General features: G+C 69.9%; 11 protein-coding genes. 10 read left to right on the top strand and 1 reads right to left on the bottom strand.

Features of this window, described 5'->3' with window-relative positions:
• Positions 1 to 294 precede the first annotated feature (294 nt).
• The 3 genes from ACQP2E_RS29430 to ACQP2E_RS29440 all read left to right on the top strand — a co-directional run bounded on the left by ACQP2E_RS29430 (position 295) and on the right by ACQP2E_RS29440 (position 7077).
• Positions 295 to 3414 (top strand): hypothetical protein, encoded by a 3120-nt coding sequence (locus tag ACQP2E_RS29430; RefSeq protein WP_433826194.1) that lies wholly within the window; start codon positions 295 to 297, stop codon positions 3412 to 3414.
• 83 nt (positions 3415 to 3497) lie between these two features.
• Entirely contained in the window at positions 3498 to 4925 is a 1428-nt protein-coding gene (locus ACQP2E_RS29435) for a serine/threonine-protein kinase (protein ID WP_433826195.1), read from the top strand.
• 10 nt (positions 4926 to 4935) lie between these two features.
• Complete coding sequence (locus ACQP2E_RS29440) at positions 4936 to 7077, top strand: SGNH hydrolase domain-containing protein (RefSeq protein WP_433826196.1); 2142 nt, start codon at positions 4936 to 4938, stop codon at positions 7075 to 7077.
• A gap of 87 nt (positions 7078 to 7164) precedes the next feature.
• On the opposite strand, the gene ACQP2E_RS29445 is transcribed toward ACQP2E_RS29440, so the two are convergent.
• Positions 7165 to 10329 carry a bifunctional cytochrome P450/NADPH--P450 reductase gene (locus tag ACQP2E_RS29445; protein ID WP_433826197.1) on the bottom strand — a complete coding sequence of 1055 codons (3165 nt, stop codon included), beginning with the start codon at positions 10327 to 10329 and terminating at the stop codon, positions 7165 to 7167.
• Between the two features lie 135 nt (positions 10330 to 10464).
• Between ACQP2E_RS29445 and ACQP2E_RS29450 the strand changes: the two genes are divergently transcribed.
• The 7 genes from ACQP2E_RS29450 (at position 10465) to ACQP2E_RS29480 (ending at position 16212) form a co-directional block, all read left to right on the top strand.
• Positions 10465 to 10947: a TetR/AcrR family transcriptional regulator C-terminal domain-containing protein gene (locus ACQP2E_RS29450; protein WP_433826198.1), complete on the top strand. Its 483-nt coding sequence runs from the start codon at positions 10465 to 10467 to the stop codon at positions 10945 to 10947.
• A 169-nt stretch (positions 10948 to 11116) separates the two neighbouring features.
• Positions 11117 to 11419, top strand: a complete 303-nt coding sequence (locus ACQP2E_RS29455) for an urease subunit gamma (protein WP_433826199.1) — start codon at positions 11117 to 11119, stop codon at positions 11417 to 11419.
• A complete protein-coding gene (locus ACQP2E_RS29460; protein ID WP_433826200.1) occupies positions 11416 to 11835 on the top strand; it encodes an urease subunit beta in 420 nt (139 codons plus the stop codon). The genes ACQP2E_RS29455 and ACQP2E_RS29460 overlap by 4 nt, the downstream gene beginning before the upstream one ends.
• Positions 11836 to 11890: 55 nt before the next feature.
• Complete coding sequence (locus ACQP2E_RS29465; protein ID WP_433826201.1) at positions 11891 to 13609, top strand: urease subunit alpha; 1719 nt, start codon at positions 11891 to 11893, stop codon at positions 13607 to 13609.
• Positions 13610 to 13658: 49 nt separating this feature from the next.
• Positions 13659 to 14306, top strand: coding sequence for an urease accessory protein UreF (locus tag ACQP2E_RS29470; RefSeq protein ID WP_433826202.1), 648 nt, complete (start codon positions 13659 to 13661; stop codon positions 14304 to 14306).
• Positions 14296 to 15009 (top strand): urease accessory protein UreG, encoded by a 714-nt coding sequence (gene ureG / locus ACQP2E_RS29475; RefSeq protein ID WP_433826203.1) that lies wholly within the window; start codon positions 14296 to 14298, stop codon positions 15007 to 15009. Before ACQP2E_RS29470 ends, ureG begins: the two co-directional genes overlap by 11 nt.
• Before the next feature lie 267 nt (positions 15010 to 15276).
• Entirely contained in the window at positions 15277 to 16212 is a 936-nt protein-coding gene (locus ACQP2E_RS29480) for an urease accessory protein UreD (RefSeq protein ID WP_433826204.1), read from the top strand.
• Positions 16213 to 16612 lie beyond the last annotated feature (400 nt).

The following is a 16612-nucleotide window of genomic DNA, read 5'->3' on the forward strand; positions in this document are numbered from 1 at the left end:
GGGATAAACGGTGACCTGCGTCACAGGATGTAATCCCGCAAAGACTGACGCGGCGGGCGCACTAGGCATAAGCCTCGAATACGCCTCTTAATAGTCTTTTCACGCGACATCGCGTATGAAAAACTTTTAAATCGGGCATTACCTAAAAGAAACCTTGATAGCTGGTAACAATCTTGTAACCACGCACATCGATGGTTGTTGTGCGATCGTGTGGCCGCCTTCTGCCCCTCGGTACGCCGATCGGGGCCGTTTGTGCTGCCCATTCCGCCTCGGTCCCCACGGGAGTAGACCGCCGTGACCGCGCCTCGCTTACTCAGCCCGTTCGTGCGTACGCGCACCCGGCTGGGCGTCACCATCGGCCTTGTCATGGCCGCTGCCCTGACCGCCGCTTCCCTACCCCTGATCCCGGACAACGACGAGAAACCGATCGCCGCACAGGACGAGCCCGTCGCGGCTGTTCCGGCCGGCATCGGCCCCAAGGACGAGGCCACGGCCCTGCAAGAGGCCCGCCGCACCGGCAAGGACGTCCTCGTCGACCGCGCCACCACCGCCTTCAGCCAACTGTTCGCCCGCCCCGACGGCCAGCTACGCGACGTCACCAGCGCCCTGCCCCAGCGGGCGAAGGACGCCAACGGCCAGTGGGCGCCGATCGACAACACCCTCAGCCTCGACCCGGCCGCCACCGATGGCCTCGGCGTGATCCCGGCGAACCCGCCGGAAAAGGTCCGCTTCAGCAACGGCGGCAAGACTGCGAGCGCCGGTGCGGAGGCCGGCGCCACCGTCCTCGCCGAAGCCGAGGCCAAGGGCCACACCATCACCTACACCTGGCCGGGCACCCTGCCCGAACCAGTGCTCGACGGCTCCCGCGCCCTCTACCCCGAGGTCTCCGCCGGCGTCGACCTGCTCCTGGTCGCCCGCCAGGAAGGCGGCCTCGGCCTGCTGCTGATCATCAAGAACCGCGAAGCTGCCGCCACGGTCAAAACCCTGACCTACGGCCTGCGCGCCGACGGCGCGATCTTCCGGCACAACGCCGAGACCGGCGGCCTGAGCGTCCTGGACGCCACCACCCAGGCCGAGATCGCCAACATCCCGACCTCGATGGCCTGGGACTCGGCCGGCAAGGACCCGGAATCGCCGGAGAAGCCGAACCTTTCCACCGCCACCACGGCCGACGTTCTCAAGCTCAGCGGCCTGAGCGGCATCGAACCCGGCACGAAGAGCGCACCGATGCCCGCCACCGTCGACGGTGACGGCACCGGCGACATCCAGCTGCACCTGGACGCCGCCGCGACCGGCCTGCTCACCGGCGCCGGCGTCACGTTCCCGGTCTACCTCGACCCGAACCTGAACACCGGCGAAGCCGCCTGGCTGTTCGTCAGCAAATCCCACGCCAACAGCAACTTCTGGAACGGCACCGGATACAACGGCGGCACCAGCGACGCCCGCGTCGGCCACGAGGACGACACCGGCGTGACCGCCCGCTCCTTCTGGCGGATGACCTTCAAGAACATCAAGGGCGCTACGGTCAGCTCGTCGGCGTTCAAGGTGCTGAACAACCACTCGTGGTCGTGCACCGCGCGGGAGTTCCAGCTCTACTACACCGGCGCGATCTCGACCGGCACCACCTGGAACAAGCAGCCCGCGTGGACCGCCCTGCAGCAGAAGGTCTCGTTCGCCAAGGGCTACTCCAGCTCCTGCAAGGACGACTACGTCGCCTTCAACGCCAAGGACGGCGCGCAGCGGGCGGCCACCGCCGGCGCCACCACCGTCACCTTCGGCATGCGGGCCTCCACCGAGACCGACACCCTGACCTGGCGCAAGTTCCAGGCCAACACCGCGGTCCTGGAAACGGTCTACAACACCACGCCGGCCGAGCCCACCAGCGTCACCACCACCCCCGGTGGTGCCTGCGTACCCGGACCCGGCGCCGGGCGTACCGTCGCCAAGACCAACATCACCCTCGCCGCGGTGGGCAAGGATGCCGACGGCAACCTGTCCAAGCTCCGCTTCCGCTGGTGGCCGACCGGCGGCACCGTCCCGGCCGGCACCGTGGTCACCCCGGACAGCGCGGGCAAGGCAACGCTGCTGATCCCGACCACCTCACTGACCGACAAGACCACGTACTCATGGGACGTCCGGTCCGAGGACACCTCCAGCGCCGAATCCACCTGGGCGCCGGCCGGCACCGAACCCTGCCGGATCACGATCGACGCCTCCGCACCGCCGGCGCCGGACGTGACGAGCGACGTCTTCCTCGAAGCCACGGCGGACGGCGCCACCTGGGCCACCGTGAAGTTCGGCCAGACCGGCCCGGTCACCTTCGAGTCCACCGGCGCGGTGAAGTTCACGTTCTCGTTCTCCGGCCAGGAGCCGCGGACGCTGAACGCCACCGCCGGCAAGCTCACGGTGACCGACCTGAAGCCCCGCAACGCCGGTCCGAACGCCCTGTGGGTCAAGGCCTTCGACGCGGTCGGCAACCCCAGCCCGCAGACCAGCTACGTCACGTACGTGATGCCGAGCGACGTCGCGGACCAGCCGCACGACCTGACCGGCGACAAGATGCCGGACCTGCTCGTCATCAACGCCGAGGGCCGGCTGCGGACCTGTCCCAGCCAGCCCAACGGCGGCATCCACCCGTGTCTGGTCTCGTCGTACAGCACCGGGAACAAGCTGGACCCGACCGGCCACTGGTTCGATCCGGCCAGCGGCAAGACGTCGCTGATCACGAAGTACGCCGACACCTACCCGGGTGACGGCACCACCGACCTGTTCGTCCGGCACTACGACGGCAGCTTCTGGCTCTACCCCGGCGACGGCTACGGCAGCTTCAACGTCGATCAGCGGCTGAAGGTCATGCTGCCGTCGAACGCCCCGGCCACCTCCACCTGGACGCAGATCAAGGCGGTCGGTGACATCACCGGCGACAAGCTGCCTGATCTGGCCATTCGGGCCGGCTCCGCGTTCTGGCTGCTGTCCGGTTACACCGGCGCCAGCTTCCAGACCGCGACGCTGATGGAGGGGACCGCCTGGTCCACCGCCGAGATCGTCAACATCGCTGACGTCAACCTCGACGGCACGCCGGACATGACGTTCCGCAAGCCGGACACCGGCGTCATGTATCTCCGGCAGGGCAAGCCGGGCACGGTCGCGGGCAGCGTCACCCTGGACTCGCTCAAGACCGCCGCCGCCTCGCTCAAGGGCAGCGACGCCCAGTACGGCACCGGCTGGACCACCGCCAACGTCCCGGTCGTGGTGGGCATCCCGGACGTGAACGGCGACCAGATCCCGGACATCTGGACCCGTCGTGGCGACACCGGCATCATCAAGGTCTACTGGCCGAGCGCCACCGACACCGGCACCTTCAAGGACGCCATCATCACGGTCAACTGGTCGACGATGAAGGCATTCGGTTAGAACAGAGGCAACACAGGAACGGCGGGCCGGGTCACCCCGGCCCGCCGTTTTTTCGACGGCGATAAATGGGTAGGGGTAGACCCATGCCTCAGCCTGGAGAGTTGCTCGGTGGCCGTTACCGCCTCGACGACCGGATAGCGGCCGGCGGCATGGGCGAGGTCTGGCGGGCCTCGGACATGGTGCTCGGCCGGCCCGTCGCGGTGAAGACGCTGCTCGCCGGTTACGCCGGCGACGCCGGGTTCCGGAGCAGATTCCAGCACGAGGCGCGGGCCATGGCATCGCTGCGGCACGCCAGCGTGGTGCCGGTCTACGACTTCGGTGACACCGGCGAGGGCGCGGCCTATCTGGTGATGGCGCGCGTCGACGGTCAGCCGCTGGACCGGCAGATCGCCGAGCGCGGACCCCTGAGCCCCGCCGACACCATGTCCATCGTGGCCCAGGCCGCACGAGCGCTGGCCGCCGCGCACGAGGCCGGGATCGTCCACCGCGACGTCAAGCCCGGCAACCTGATCATCGAACCGGACGGCACTGTCGTCCTGGTGGACTTCGGCGTTGCCCGCTCGGCCAGCTCGCTCACGCTGACCGGCGCGAAAGAAGTGGTCGGCACCGCTCTCTACATTGCACCGGAGCAGGTGTCCAAACAGACCACCGGACCGCACGCCGACATCTACGCGCTGGGCGCGGTGGCCTATCACTGCCTGGCCGGCAAGCCGCCGTTCCTCGGCGACAACCCCCTCGCCGTCGCGCTCCAGCACGTCAGCGAGGAGCCGGCGCCTCTGCCCGGCAACGTTCCCGATTCGGTACGCCAGCTCGTCGCCACCGCGATGGCCAAGAACCCGGACGACCGCTTCGCGTCAGCCTCCGCCATGGCCGACACAGCAAGCAACCTGCTGCTCAGCGACGCCGACGCAGCCCCCGACCCGGACGCGACAAGCATCCTGGCAGTAGCGGCCCCGGCACCCCCTTCACCCACCGTGACCAAAACGGCGGCCTGGGTCATGCCCGACGAGCCACCGCCGCCGATCGCCAACCCGCCCGCCGGCGGCAATCGCCGTAACCTGGTATTCCTCTCGGTCCTGCTCCTGGCCCTGATCGCCACCGGCACCATCCTCGCCGTCGCCAACCCGTTCGGCTCCTCCCCCACCGATGCCCCGGCCGGCACCACCGGCAGCGAGGCACCGCTCAGCGAACCAAGCGCCACCAAGAACGGCAACGGCGGCAAGAACACCACCGGAAACAACGGCAAGATCGCTACCACCAGCGACAACGATCAAAAGCAGCAGACCTCACCGAGCCCGGCGGCACGGCCGTCGCAGCGGACCACCGCCCCGGCGGCACCGGCCACCACCGAACCCGAGACCACGACCGAACCCACCACGCCGGCCACCGAGGCCCCGGCGACCGCGACAACCGAGCCGGAGACGACAACGGCACCGACCGGCGGGTCCGAGGAGGACGAGGACGACGAAGGCGCCGAGGAGAGCGAACAGGAGACCGGGAACACCGCATAGATGCCACGCGGTGCCGGCCGATCGGCCACGTCCGCACCTCGGCTTCCGTCCGGACATCGAGGGCATGCGTGCCGTCGCGGTCACACTCGTGGTCCTGTCGCACGCGGGCCTCGCATCGCTGGCCGGCGGATACATCGGCGTCGACGTCTTCTTCGTGATCTCCGGTTTCCTGATCACCACGCTGCTCCGGAAAGAGCTGGACCGCACCGGCACCGTCTCACTCACCAGCTTCTACGCGCGCCGGGCGATGCGCCTGCTGCCGGCCTCGGCCGTCGTCCTGGTCGCCACCCTCGCCGGCGCCTGGTTCTGGCTGCCGTCCACCCGATTTCACGCGATCAGCCTGGACGCGCTTTTCGCCACGTTCTACGGCATCAACTGGCGCCTCGCCGGCGAGGGCGTCCAATACCTCAACGCCGACGCCGCGCCGTCCCCGCTCCAGCACTTCTGGTCGCTGGCCGTCGAGGAGCAGTTCTACCTGCTCTGGCCGCTGCTCCTGCTCACCTACGCGATCTCGCGCGCCCGCCGCCGCACTGCCGCGATCCCGGCGCAGCGCGCCGGCAAGACCGAGGCGAGGGTACGCGCGAAGCACCTCCCTCTCACCGTAGTGCTCGTCCTGATCACCGTGACCTCGCTGGCCGCCGGCGTGGTGCAGACCCGGTCGGCGGCGCCGTGGGCGTACTTCGGCGCACACACCCGCGCGTGGGAGCTCGCGATCGGCGCGCTCGTGGCCGTCGCCGCCTCCCGCCTCGCGGGCCTGCACGGACGCTTCGCCGCCGTGCTCACCTGGCTCGGCCTGGCCGCCGTGATCGGCTCGGCGTTCCTCTACGACGAGCACACCCCGTTCCCGGGAACTGCCGCGCTGCTGCCGGTCCTCGGCACCGCCGCGATCATCGCGGCCGGGTGCGCGGCGCCCCGGGGTGGCGCCGCCGTGCTGCTGGGCACCCGCCCGTTCCAGCTGATCGGGCGTTACTCGTACAGCTGGTATCTGTGGCACTGGCCGGCGCTGATGATCGGGCCGGCGGCGCTCGGGATCGAGCCGTCGCTGGGCCTCGGCCTGGCCCTGGCCGCGGGGTCGGTGATCCTCGCGATCGGGTCGTACCACCTGGTGGAGAACCCGGCCCGGAACCGACCGTGGCTCAAGGCCCCGGCCCGGCGTGGCCTCGTCGCCGGCCTGGCCCTGTCGATCGTGACGGCCGGGCTCGCGCTGGGCGCCGGCCGTTTCACCCCGGCCGTCGCGACCGGTGCGGCCGTGGCGGACACCGGCAGCCGGCTCGCCGAGGCGGCCGACGCTCAGGCGCGCCTGCGTACCCTGCTGGCCGAGGCGTCGCAGCAGCTCACGCTGCCGGCCAACCTACGGCCCGCACCGCAGACCGCGGCGGCGGACCAGCCGGTGGTCTATCAGGATCACTGCCACATCGACTATCCGTACCTGGTGGCGGACAACCCCTGCGTGTACGGCGACCCGGCCGGAACAGAGGAGATCTTCCTGCTCGGCGACTCGCACGCTGCCCACTGGTTCCCGGCGGTCGACTCCATCGCGCGGGAACGCGGGCTCAAGCTGTTCTCGCGGACGAAGAGCGCCTGCCAGGCCGCCTCGGTGCTGGTCTTCAACAAGACGATGAAACGGCCGTACCAGGAGTGCGCCGACTGGCGTGAGGGTGTCCTCGCGGAGATCGCCGAGCAGCGCCCGAAGTTCGTGGTGCTCTCGTCGAACGGCGGTGACAGCGGCGGCCTGGTCGCGCCGGACGGCAGCCGGATCGACCAGGGACCGGACCGGGACCAGCTCTGGGTGCAGGGGTGGACGCGGACGTTCGACCGGATCGTGCAGACCGGCGCCGTACCCGTGCTGTTGCTGGACACGCCGTGGCCGGCCGGATCCGCCCCGGAGTGCCTGGTCACGCATCCGGACGCGGTGAACCTGTGTGCCCGGCCGACGCGGGACGCGTTCGTGGAGCCGGGCCGCCGGGAGATGGTCGCGGCGGCCGCGCAGGCCATGGGGGTCACCGTGATCGACACCCGGGACTGGTTCTGCACCTTCCAGAGTTGCCCGGCCGTGGTCGGCAACCTGCTGGTCTGGAAGGACGCCAGCCACATCACCACGGAGTACGCCGCGATGCTGGCGCCGCTACTCAACGCGCGCCTGCCGGAGTAGAACGCCGCGAAATTTCCTGCCTGAACCCGGCCCCGAGGACTTGAGTCGTCCCTTGGGGCCGGGTTTAGCGTCATCGCCATGTCAGGGTCAGGCGAATACGTCCTGCTGGTAACGGCCGGACGACTCGAGCGAGCGCAGCCACACCTCCGCCTGTTCGACGGTCGAGCCGGTGTGCCGGCGATACAGCGCGAGCAGCTCACCACGCACGGCCGGCGCCATCCGGGCGCCGTCGCCACAGAGATAGATGTGGGCGCCCGCTTCCAGCAGCTCCCACACCTCGTCGCCCGCCGCTGCCAGCGCCTCCTGGACGAAACGGTGCGGATGATCCGCCACCGCGGAGAACGCGAGGTGCAGATCGGTCACCCCGTCCGCCGCCCACTGCTCCATCTCGGCGCGATAAAGCCAGTCGTGATCCGGGTGCCGGCAGCCGTAAAACAGCTTGGCCGCGCCTCGCCCGTCGACCAGCGCACGCTCCTGGAGGAAACCGCGCAGCGGGGCGAAACCGGTGCCCGGCCCGATCAGGATCATCGGCGTGGCCGGGTCCGCCGGCGGCCGGAACGGCGGCGCCGGCACCCGGACATGTCCGTAAAAGACGTCGCCGGGTTCGAGCCGCGCGAGGTACTGCGAACACATTCCGCGATACCGCCCGTTGCCGGTGCGAGCGGGTCCGTCGACCAGGCCCACCGTGATGGTGACCAGCGCCGGGTCGACCATCGGCGACGACGAGATGGAGTAAAAGCGGGGCCGGATCGTGCCCACCAGCTCCAGGAAGACGCCGAACGGCAACTCGATCGCGGGGAACCGTTCGAGCAGGCTCAGCAGCGAGATCCGCTTCGCGAGGACCTCGTCGGCGTACGCCGCACTGGCCTGCTCCGAGTCCTCGGTCCAGGCCGTCAGCTGCCGGGTCGTCCACGGGCACTGGGTGTGCGCCGCGAGCGTGGCGATCTGCCCACGCGTGGCCGGCTCCTGGAGTTCGACGAAATCGGTGAGCAGCAGACCCGCGGTGACCGGCACCCCGATCGGCAGCCCGGTGGGGCGTTCGCCGTCCTGGCTCAGCCGCACCACCAGGTCGCGCGAGACCCGCAGCGTGTGCAGCGCCCACTCGACCAGCTCACTGTCGTTCTTGGCGTAAACGGCGAGGTGGTCGCCCGCTTCGTACGAGACGCCCTCGGGCAGCCGCACGGTGATCGCCTTGACGCCGGGCCGCGGCGCTTCCCGGCTGAAATCCCAGAGCCCGTCCGGGTCGCCGACCAGCTCGTCCTTGGCGAAAACCATGATCGGGTACGCCTGGCCGGAAACCACGGCCGGCCTGATCTGGTCCTCGCCGAGCACCTCCAGCGAGTACCGGGGACCCGCCGACGCCACCGCCGAGGCTCCGAAGGACGCGGCGAGCGCCGTCCATAGGCCCTCGAGCCAGCTCGTGGCCATCCCGTCGAAATCACCGGCCGCGTCGGTCTCGCCGCGCGCCACAATCGGGGTGGCGCCGGCATTCGCCAGCTTCGCCTCGACCCGCTTGGGAAACGCCTGATAGGTGGCCCACTGCGTGTTGCCGTTGCCCAGGACGGCATACGAGATGCCGTTCAGAGCGCCGGGCTCGATCTCCAGGTCCTCGAAAAGCTGCGCGTTGTCCGGCGCCTTCCCGTTGTAACTGGAGGTGACCACGGCGAGCAGACCCTCGGTGGGCAGGTCGCCGGCCAGCTGGTCGAGGCTCTGCACGCTCACGTCGAAACCGGAGCGCCGGGCACGATCGGCCAGCTGCTGCGCCAGGTCCTCGGAGGTTCCCAGGTTCGAGCCGTACGCCACGCGCAGGCGTACCCCGGCGGCCTGGACCTGGGCCACCTCGGTGGCCGGGGCCGCGGCAGCGAGGTCTCCGCCCGCGGCGATGCGTTCGTGGTCCTGGCGCACCCGGATCCGCAGGCGGAAATCGTCGGGCTTGATCGTCAGGGTCTGCTTGATGTTCAGCTGGTGACCGTCCGGGTCCGCGACCGCGAAACGCTGGAGAACCATGGCGAGCGCGAGCCGGGCCTCGGTCAGGGCGAACTGCCGCCCGATGCAGGCCCGCTCGCCGTTGCCGAACGGCTTGTAAGCGTGCGGGTGGTGCTCGGCCTTGCGCTCCGGCAGCCACCTGTCGATGTCGAAGGCCTCCGGGTCCGGCCAGGCCACCGGGTTGATGTGCAACGGCCTCATCAGCACACCGATCTTCTGGTGTGCCGGGATCTCGTACTTTCCGCCGAGCGTGGTCGCCTCGCGGGAAGCCAGTCCGATGAACGGGATCGGCGAGAGCAGCCGCAGCGTCTCGTCGAGGATCCGCGGGATCACGTCCAGCTTCATGATCGCTTCATAAGTCGGCACGGTGTTCCCGGGCAGCACCCGGTCGACCTCGGCATATGCCTGTGCCAGCACGTGCGGGTTGCGCAGCAACAGGTGCAGGGCGAACGAGAGGGTGCCGCTTGTCGTCTCGTGACCCGCGATGAGGAACGTGAGGACCTGGTTGCGGATGTTCTCGTCGGAGAGCTGTCCACCGGACACCGGGTCGGCCGCGTCCAGCATCAGCCCGAGGAGGTCGTTCGACTTCTCCCCGCTGGCGCGCCGCGCGCGGATCACCTCGTCGACCGTCTCCTGCATGACCGCGATGTCCGAGCGGTACTTACCGTCCGCCTCGCGCTTGAGCCGGGTGACCAGCGGCAACTGGCGGGCGCGGTGCATCACCTCGGTCAGCGCGTTGCCCATCGCCTGAAGGAACGGGTGCAGCTCGACCTGCTCGTACGACTTGAACGACTGCCCGAAACCGGCGAGCGCGATGGTGTCCAGGGTCAGCCGGGTCATGTCGTCGGTCACGTCGACGACGGTCCGGCCCTCCCATGCCCCGATCAGGTCCTGTGCTACCTCCAGCATCTGCGGGAAATACGCCTTCATCGACCGCTGGCTGAACGCCGGGAGCAGGATCCGGTGGGCCTGGCCCCAGACCTCCTCGTCCTCCCGGGCAGTGAAAAGACCGTCGCCGGCGAAATCGCGGACGTCGCCGAGCGGTCCGTCGACCGGCTTGTAGAAGCGCGACTCGTCGCACACCTCGGCCACCAGATCGGGGTCGTAAACGAAGACCACGTGCCGCCCGGCCAGGTTCAGCTTGAACAGGCCTCCGGGGTGCTGTGCTGCCAGGTCCGCGAAGAACTGGTGGGTGCCTTCCACCGGGACCTGCAGTCCATTGCCGACGATCGGCAGGCCGCGCGGGGCGGGAATGGCGGCGGTCAAGGGAGATCCTCCTCAGCCATACAGTGTATGGCGGGTACCATACGGCGTATGGGAGAAACCGGAAAGTCAGGTGATCAACGTTTAACAAAGGACATCATCCTGAGATCTGCACTGAGGATCATCGATGCCGACGGCGTGCAGTCGCTCAGCATGCGCAAGCTCGCCGCCGACCTGGGCGTCAACCCGATGTCGATCTACCACCACGTGGCCAACAAGGCGGCTCTGCTCGACGGCGTGACCCGGCTGGTCACCGACGGCGCGCGGCATATCGAGGTGGCCGGGGGCACCTGGCAGGAGCAGTTGCGGCGGCTGGCCTACGAGTTCCGCGCCCTCAGCCTGGCGCACAGCAACCTGATCCGGCACGCGTTCTCGGTCGACGACGTGATCCAGCGGGACGGGCCGATGTGGCGCACGCTCTGCGCCGTGCTCCGTGGCGCCGGCCTCCCCGAGCCCGAGGTGGAACGCACCGGGGCGGTCCTCGCGGTGCTGGTGGGCGGCCTGTTGCACACCGAGGTGAACGGCACCATGCGGCGGCTGATCGGCGAGGGCGAGGCCGACGACACCGGGTTCTCCCTGGCGGTCGACCTCCTGATCGACGGAGTGGCAGCCCGGGTCTGAGCCACGGGCGGGCGTGTTTCCCGAGAATTTGCCTGGCAAACCGGGCAGACGCGGGATTTTGGGCAACCGGCAGACGATCATCAGAATCGGACGGCGGGTCGCAGATGGACGGGTAACACGTCCGAAACTTCCAGCTGCGAGCATTCCGGGGCGCGATCAGGAGGTCCCTTTGTTCCTCAGCCAGCACGAGCAGGAAAGACTGCTCATTCATGTGGCGGCAGATGTCGCCCGGCGGCGCCGCGAGCGCGGTCTGCGGCTCAACTACCCGGAGGCTACCGCAATCATCACAGCCTTCCTGCTGGAAGGCGCCCGTGACGGCCGAACCGTCGCGGAGCTGATGGACGCCGGCCGGCGGGTGCTGACCCGGGACGACGTCATGGACGGTGTTCCCGAGATGCTTGCCGAAGTGCAGGTCGAGGCCACCTTCCCGGACGGGACGAAACTCGTCACGGTGCACGGGCCGATCTCATGACGATCCCCGGCGAAATCCTGCACGGCGACGGCGACATCGAGATCAACCCGGGTCGTCAGACGCTTGAGCTCACCGTCCGCAACACCGGTGACCGGCCTGTCCAGGTCGGCTCGCACTTCCACTTCTCCGAGTCCAACGCGGCCCTGGAGTTCGACCGCAAGGCCGCCTGGGGTTACCGCCTCGGTGTGCCGGCCGGCACCTCGGTCCGCTTCGAACCCGGCATCCCCCGTGACGTGACGCTTGTCGCGCTCGCCGGGCGGCGCATCGTGCCGGGCCTGCGTGGCCTGGCCGGCGGTCCGCTCGACGCCGGCGCACCGGCGCTCGCGGCCGACCCGTCGGACATCGAGCCGGCCGGGTCCCTCGACGAGGACACCGGCGAGAGCCAGCACAACGGCGACAACGGGAGCCCCCGTTGAGCCATGGCACCAACCGGACGAGCATGAACAGCCTGGCGTGGACTGGAGAACCGGCATGACCTCACTGGACCGCGGCCGGTACACCGCTCTCTACGGACCCACCGCCGGGGACCGGATCCGGCTCGCCGACACGAACCTGCTGATCGAGATCGAAGAGGACCGCAGCTCCGGGCCGGCGCCCGGCGACGAGGTCGTCTTCGGCGGCGGCAAGGTCATCCGCGAGTCGATGGGCCAGTCCCGCGCCACCCGCGCCGAGGGCACCCCGGACACCGTGATCACCGGTGTGGTCGTTCTCGACCACTGGGGGATCGTCAAGGCGGACGTCGGCATCCGGGACGGGCGGATCGTGGCGATCGGCAAGGCCGGCAACCCGGACACCATGGACGGCGTGCACCCCGACCTGGTGATCGGCGCCAGCACCGAGATCATCGCGGGCAACGGCAAGATCCTCACGGCCGGCGCGATCGACAGCCACGTGCACCTGATCAGCCCGACGATCCTGGACACGGCTCTCGCGTCCGGCATCACCACGATCATCGGCGGCGGCACCGGGCCGGCTGAGGGCACCAAGGCCACCACGGTCACGCCGAACGCGTGGCACCTGGCTCGGATGCTCGAGGCGCTCGACACCTTCCCGATCAACGTGCTGCTGCTCGGCAAGGGCAACACGATGTCGACCGAGTCGATGTGGGAGCAGCTGCGCGGCGGCGCCGGCGGCTTCAAGCTGCACGAGGACTGGGGCACCACGCCGGCCGCGATCGACGCCTGCCTGAGCGTGGCGGACGCCTCCGGTGTGCAGGTGGCGATCCACACCGACACGCTGAACGAGGCCGGCTTCGTCGAGGAGACGCTGCGGGCCATCGCCGGGCGATCGATCCACGCCTATCACACCGAGGGCGCCGGCGGTGGGCACGCGCCGGACATCATCACCGTGGCCTCGCAGCCGAACATCCTGCCGTCGTCGACGAACCCGACCCGGCCGTACACCCGCAACACCCTCAGCGAGCACCTCGACATGCTGATGGTCTGCCACCACTTGAACTCGGCGGTGCCGGAGGACCTGGCGTTCGCCGAGAGCCGGATCCGGCCGTCCACGATGGCCGCCGAGGACTTCCTGCACGACCTGGGCGCGATCTCGATGATCGGCTCGGACTCGCAGGCGATGGGCCGGGTCGGTGAGGTCGTCACGCGTACCTGGCAGACCGCGCACGTCATGAAGGCGCGCGTCGGATCCCTGCCCGGCGACGGCGCCGCGGACAACGAGCGGGCCAAGCGGTACGTCGCGAAGTACACGATCTGCCCGGCCATCGCGCACGGCATGTCCGAACAGGTCGGCTCGATCGAACCCGGCAAGCTCGCCGACCTGGTGCTCTGGGACCCGGCGTTCTTCGGGGTACGCCCGGCGCTGGTGATCAAGGGCGGAATGATCGCGTCAGCGCAGATGGGCGACGCGAACGCGTCCATCCCCACACCTCAGCCGATGCTGCCCCGGCCGATGTTCGGCTCCTACGGGGTGGTTCCGGCGCAGACGTCCGTGGCGTTCGTCGCCCCGGCCGCCATCGACGCGCTGCTCTCCGACCGGATCGGGGTGAAACGGGCGCTCGTCCCGGTCGCCGACACCCGCTCGGTCGGCAAGGCCGACATGGTGCGCAACGACGCCATGCCCCGGATCGAGGTCCAGGCGGACACCTTCGAGGTACGCATCGACGGCCAGGTCGTCGAACCCGCCCCGGTCAGCGAGCTGCCCATGGCCCAGCGGTACTTCCTCTTCTGATGTCTGCCGAGCACGAGCGGGACCGCTGCCGCCGGACGGAGGTGGCGGCTTGAGTCTCGCGACCTTGCTGCTGCTCGCGGACGGGCGGCTGCCCTCCGGCGGGCACGCACACTCCGGCGGGCTGGAGGCGCAGATCGCCGCCGGCCGGGTGAAGGACGTCGCCGGGCTGGACGGGTTCCTCCGTGGCAAACTCGCCACCGGAGGACTCGTCTCGGCGGCGTTCACGGCCGCCACCTGCGGTGATGTCAGCCGGTGCGCCGAGCTCGACGCCGGCCTCGACGCCCGGACGCCGTCACCCGCGCTCCGAAAGGCTTCCCGGGCACAAGGACGTGCTCTGCTCCGCGCCGGCCGAGCCATGTGGCGGCTGACCGGCCCGGCCGGCCGGGACCCGCATCAGCCGATCGCGCTGGGTGTGCTGGCCGCCGCCGCCGGGTTGACGCCCGGCGAGTCCGCTGTCGCCGCGGCGCACGGCATCATCACCGGACCGGCCAGCGCGGCGGTCCGGCTCCTCGGGCTTGATCCGTACGCGGTACACGCGCTACTGGCTCGCCTAGCTCCTGAATGTGACCGGATCGCGGCCGTGGCCGCGGGACGGTACCGCGACCCGGTCGACGATCTGCCGTCCGCGGGCGCTCCACTGCTCGACATCGGCGCCGAGCACCATGCCACCTGGGAGGTGCGTCTCTTTGCATCCTGAACTGCACGAACACGGCCCCGATGAGGTTCCGCACACGCACCCTGAGGCGGGCGTCGACCCGCACGAGCCGCTTGCCGTCGGAGCCCGCGCGCTCCGCATCGGCATCGGCGGACCGGTCGGCTCCGGCAAGACGGCGCTCGTCGCCGCCCTGTGCCGGGCCCTCGGCTCCGAGCTGCGGCTCGCCGTGGTGACGAACGACATCTACACCACTGAGGACGCCGACTTCTTGCTGCGCAACGGCGTTCTGCCGGCCGAGCGCATCCGGGCCGTCGAGACCGGGTGCTGCCCGCACACGGCGATCCGCGACGACATCTCGGCGAACCTGGACGCGGTCGAGGACCTCGAGGAGAAGCTCGGACCCCTCGACCTGGTGCTGGTGGAGAGCGGCGGCGACAACCTGACCGCGACGTTCAGCAAGGGCCTGATCGACCAGCAGATCTTCGTGGTCGACGTCTCCGGCGGCGACAAGGTGCCCCGCAAGGGCGGCCCTGGCGTCACCACCTCCGACCTCCTGGTCATCAACAAGACGGACCTGGCCCCGCTGGTCGGCGCCGACCTGTCGGTGATGGAACGAGACGCGGGCGCACGCCGCGGCGAGCTCCCGACCGTCTTCCTCTCCCTAGCCGAGGACAAGCAGGCCACCCCGGTGGCGGACTGGATCCGCTCCCTGGTCACCGCCCGCACCGCCCATGCCACAGCCTGACCGCCCCGCCCCACGACCAACCCCGCCCCGGCCGAGCCCAGCAACACCAGGCCTGCTGCGTGCGGACCCAACAACGCAGGGCACGGGCGACCCGGGCACGGGCAACCCTGGCGCGGGCCACCCAGACCCAGCCACGGGCCACCCAGCCACGGGCGCGGGTCACCCGGGCGCGGGCCAACTCGGCGCGGGCCAACTCGGCGCGGGCCAACTCGGCGCGGGCCAGCCGGGTGCGGTGCATGCGGGCACACGCGGCGCGGGGGTGGGCTGATGCGCGCCGAGGCGAGGGTTGTCGCCGAGTCCGACGGGCTCGGCGGTACCCGGCTTCCGGTGTTGCGGGGTGAGTCGCCGCTGCTGTTGCGGCGTACCGGGCCGCGGACCGGCACTGGCGTCACCGTTCATCTGGTCGGTGGCGCTGCCGGGCCGTTGCGGGGCGACGAGCTCCGGCTGGAGATCGAGGTCGGGCCGGGGGCGTGGCTGGAGTTCCGAAGCGTGGCGGCGTCGCTCGCCCTGCCGGGACGGTCGTTCCTGCCTGCGTCGCGGCTCACCGTGGTCGCGACCGTCGCGGCCGGCGGGACGCTGCGATACCTTCCGGAGCCGCTGATCGCGGCGGCCGGGTGCGACCACGTGGCCGTCACCCGGGTGGACGTGGAGGAGGGTGGCGCGCTGCTCTGGCGCGACGAACTGGTCTGCGGCCGCCACGGCGAGCAGTCCGGCGACGTACGGGCCGACATGACGGTTCGATACGCCGGCACGACCATCTACCGGCACGAACTCTCGGTCGGCCCGGCGGCACCCGGATGGTCCGGGGCGGCGGTGCTCGGCAACGGCCGCGCCGCCGGCACGGTCATCTCAGCCGGCCCCGGCACAGCCACACCAGCCAACCCGGGCACAGTCGTGTCAGCCGGCCGGGGCACAGTTACGCCGGCCAGCCCCGGCACGGTTGCGCCTGTCAGCCCGGGCACGGTTGCTCCGGCCAGCCCGGGCACGGTTGCGCCTGTCAGCCCGAGCACGGTTGCGCCGGCCAGTCTGGGGGCCTATTCGATGTCCGCCGTGCCGGGCTCGGATGCGGCCGCCATGCCTCTGGCAGCGGGCGGTCTGCTCCTCAGTGCGATCGGCCAGGATGTCCGGCAGGTCAGCGCGATACTCGACGCCTACTGCATGACCCACCCGACAGCCCACCCTCGAACACTGACACCCGTCTAACCGAGCACCCGAGCGCTCCCGGCGTGTGGTTTGCTGCGACCAATCCGCGATCTTGGCATCGTCTGCCTCCGGCGAATGATCCGTGCCCGCCAAGAGCTTGATGCCGGCAGCAAACGAAAGCTGATTTATCCGTTTTGACGGACAGACCAGCCGGTGTCGAGCGGCGTCCCGCCCGCCAGAGCAGGATCCCGCCTGCCCGAGCGGAATCCACGGTCCACGACCACTCGGCCAGGGCCCAACGTGTCGACTTAAGGCCCACTGTGTTGATTTAGGGTGCAATCCACACCCGATACCGACACCCACGCCACGAAACGGCTGCCCGTGTGGACTTTGGGTTTGAATCGCACCCTAAGTCAACACGCATTGGGAGCGCGGCGGCGGAGCCGAGCTGCAGACCCCC

The organism is Actinoplanes sp. CA-015351 (assembly GCF_050955685.1).
Classification (GTDB): domain Bacteria; phylum Actinomycetota; class Actinomycetes; order Mycobacteriales; family Micromonosporaceae; genus Actinoplanes.

What these genes read in the sequence shown, in the direction of transcription:
- ACQP2E_RS29435 (WP_433826195.1), top strand. Translation starts at nt 3,498, where the DNA reads ATGCCTCAGCCTGGAGAGTTGCTCGGTGGCCGTTACCGCCTCGACGAC.
- ACQP2E_RS29460 (WP_433826200.1), top strand. Translation starts at nt 11,416, where the DNA reads ATGACGATCCCCGGCGAAATCCTGCACGGCGACGGCGACATCGAGATC.
- ACQP2E_RS29465 (WP_433826201.1), top strand. Translation starts at nt 11,891, where the DNA reads ATGACCTCACTGGACCGCGGCCGGTACACCGCTCTCTACGGACCCACC.
- ACQP2E_RS29480 (WP_433826204.1), top strand. Translation starts at nt 15,277, where the DNA reads ATGCGCGCCGAGGCGAGGGTTGTCGCCGAGTCCGACGGGCTCGGCGGT.